Here is a 2,774-nt window from a genome sequence, read left to right as displayed (position 1 = left end):
ATGCTCCACCGACGCCGCCYGSGCCKCCTGGGCCACCGATGCCGCCAACACCACCGACACCGCCCGGGCCGCCTGGGCCGCCGACGCCACCGATGCCGCCGGGCCCTCCGGGACCACCAACGCCGCCAGCCGGCCCGGGGCCGCCAATGCCGCCAACGCCACCCGGGGCGCCTGGCCGGCCAACGCCGCCTGGGCCTCCCGGTCCGCCAACACCGCCTGGGCGGCCTGGRCCGCCGGGGCGGGCGAGGCCGGGCTTGGAGCCCTGCCCGGGCCGATACCGGTCAGGGTCGGGCCGCCACGGCTTGGTGTTGCCGATGTTGTTCCCGCTGCCGATGGTGTTGCCGCCGCCGATATTGATCTCGTTGCCGATATTGATGTTTCCGCGCCCGGGTGCGCCGGGATAGCCGGGCCGGTAGCCGGGATAACCCGGCCAGCGCGGCGGATAGACCGCGCCGGTGCCCCAGTTCCACGGGTTGTTGTACATCACGGCGCCGACGGCGATGGCCGTCCCGAAGGTCAGGAGCGCGCCCGGKACGGCGGAGGCGACCGGCTCGTAGACGACGCCGGGGTCGTAACTCGGAACATAGATCACCTCCGGTTCCGCCGGCTCGATATAGATGACGTTGCTGGATCCCTCGGTCTTCTGGACGACGGTCTGTTGCGGCGTCGACTTCAGGGCTCCACCCTTTGCCGCCTGGGCTCGGAGATCCTGGATGACGGCCGCGACATCCGTCGGCTGGTAGACGAAGGCGTCGCCGAGATCGCTCGTCCARTCGAGGTTCTCGTTCATCTGCTTGATCAGGTCGGGAAACCGGATCAGCGCCTTGACGCTGGCATCCCAGTTCATGGCGTCGGCTGCCGTGAAGTCGGCCTTCTCGACGGCCGCCTTGTTGCGCTCGATCCAGCGCGCCGCCTGCACGATATCGAGCGGATAGGCCGAGGCCGGCAACAACTGGGCGAGCAGCGGGTCGGGGTAGAGCGCGATCGGCTTCACCAGCGGCTCGATCTCCGCACGGGTGAAGACCGTGTCCGCTGCCTGCGCCGGTGCAGCCTGTGGCGCTGGTGCGGCCTGTTGGGCGAAGGCGGCGCCGAGGCCCGGGAGAATGGCGCTGGCTGGAGCCAGCACCAGCGCCATTGCGGATAGGGCGATCATTCCGTGTCGCATGCCGTCCTCGCGCTCAAATGTCTGCAAACAAGCCGGTCCATCACCGTCCGGCCCCTATCTGAAACGACCCACATTCACGATCTGGACGCGCCGATTGGCTGCTGCGTCCGGGTTCTTCCGGTTCTGCAACTGCTCTTCGCCGAGGCCGACCGAGACAATCCTGGCGGGGGCGATGCCGAATGTGGTGACCAGCGCGTCGCGAACAGCATCGGCCCGCTTCTGGCTCAGCGTCAGGTTGGACTTGCGGTCGCCGACCGCATCGGTGTGGCCGACGATGAGGAACTTGTATTCCCGCAAGGTCGGGTGAAGCAGGGAGTCGGCGATCACGCCGACCGTGCGGAATGATGCAGGGCGGATCACCGCCGAGCCGGTCCGGAACTGGATCTCGACCGTAAACTGCGAGAGATTGTCCAGTTCCTGCGAGAGAGGCTCGCGCAGCGAGGCATCCGGCCCGCGGTTGGCGGCGACACTGTCGACGGCCCGGCGCCGGAGCGCGGCGACGTCGATGGATTTCGACTGGTCGAGGACGTTCAGCGTCTCGATCAGTTGCGTGTCGTTGAGCCGCTCCTGGGCGTGCACGGTTGCGGGGGCGAGGGCGATTGCCGCGCAAAAGACGAGGGCGATGGGCTTCATCGGGTGCATTGTCCCTTCAGTTCCAGCCGGCATCGACGATGGCCTGCTTGCAGCCGCTGCTGACGACCTTGGACGCGGTCAGCAGGCACTGCAGCCTGTAGCCGTCATGGGGCTGCACGCCGCTGCAATATTGACCAAGGTCGCGCTCGCAGACCTTGACTGCGGCAGCCTGGGCATTGGCCCGCTTCGCGAGCGACTGGAAGACTTCGGCCGAAGCGGCCTTGCAGCCCACCGATAGCCGCGCCTGGTTCCGATCAAGGCACGTTTTGACGGCGCCGCCGCCAAGCGAAACCTTCGAGCAAAGCTTGTCGATGTCCGAACCGCAGGACTTCGCCAGCCGATCATAGGCTTCGGCGAAGGTGAGCGTCTGGGCGGAACCGGCCAGTGGGATGACCAGGCTAGTTAGCAGGCAGGTTGCGGCGAGGGCTCTGCGTAGACTCACGATCGTCTCCCTGTGTTCGGTCGGTAATCCCTTGCGCTCTCTTTTCTGCCCGCCCTAGGGGGAGGTCAGAAAAGAGAGCGTATCCGAAGGTTCCAGCCAATCAAGCGGTCAGGCGATTTCAGCGAGACCGGCGTTCTTGGCGCCGGAAAACGCCAGGGGGATGAGTTGATCGATCAGGGCGAGCGCGAAGACATCTCGAGCGCCGGCATTAGAGAATGTCGGCAGCTTCCGAGTTTCGTCGTGACAGGGGGCGAACAGAGGCCGCGCTTGTGGCGCGGTCGGATGAAGGGAGAAACAGCCCGGCGCATGGGCCGGGCTGTTTGCAGATCCAGAGTGTCCGGCTCAGAACTTGTAGTTCACGCCGACGCGAACGATCCCGCCGCCGCCGCCGCCACTGGTGGTGGCGGTATAGATTCCGGCCGGGAGCACGCCGCCCGCGGGGTTTTGGAAGACCCGGGTCTGTCGGCCCTCGCCGGTATCGACGTAGAGACCTTCGAGCTTGACCGTCCAGTTATTGGTGAAGGCGTATTCGAC

Annotated in this window: 3 protein-coding genes and 1 pseudogene; all 4 read right to left on the bottom strand. The window is 66.6% G+C overall.

Annotated features, from left to right (window positions below):
* On the bottom strand, positions 1-1,153 hold a 1,153-nt coding region (locus AC1D34_RS36265), incomplete at its 3' end, for a DUF3300 domain-containing protein (protein WP_476826873.1).
* A gap of 66 nt (positions 1,154-1,219) precedes the next feature.
* The gene (locus tag AC1D34_RS36260) at positions 1,220-1,798 is read right to left on the bottom strand and encodes an OmpA family protein (protein ID WP_476776646.1); all 579 of its coding nucleotides are present in this window, start codon (positions 1,796-1,798) and stop codon (positions 1,220-1,222) included.
* Between the two features lie 16 nt (positions 1,799-1,814).
* Positions 1,815-2,240, bottom strand: coding sequence for a hypothetical protein (locus AC1D34_RS36255; RefSeq protein WP_476826872.1), 426 nt, complete (start codon positions 2,238-2,240; stop codon positions 1,815-1,817).
* 342 nt (positions 2,241-2,582) lie between these two features.
* A pseudogene (locus AC1D34_RS36250) lies at positions 2,583-2,774 on the bottom strand (outer membrane protein); the annotation flags it as partial.

Source organism: Allobosea sp. P1_A7, assembly GCF_056406775.1.
The sequence above is the reverse complement of the archived record's forward strand: the minus strand, read 5'-3'. Positions and strand labels throughout refer to the sequence as shown.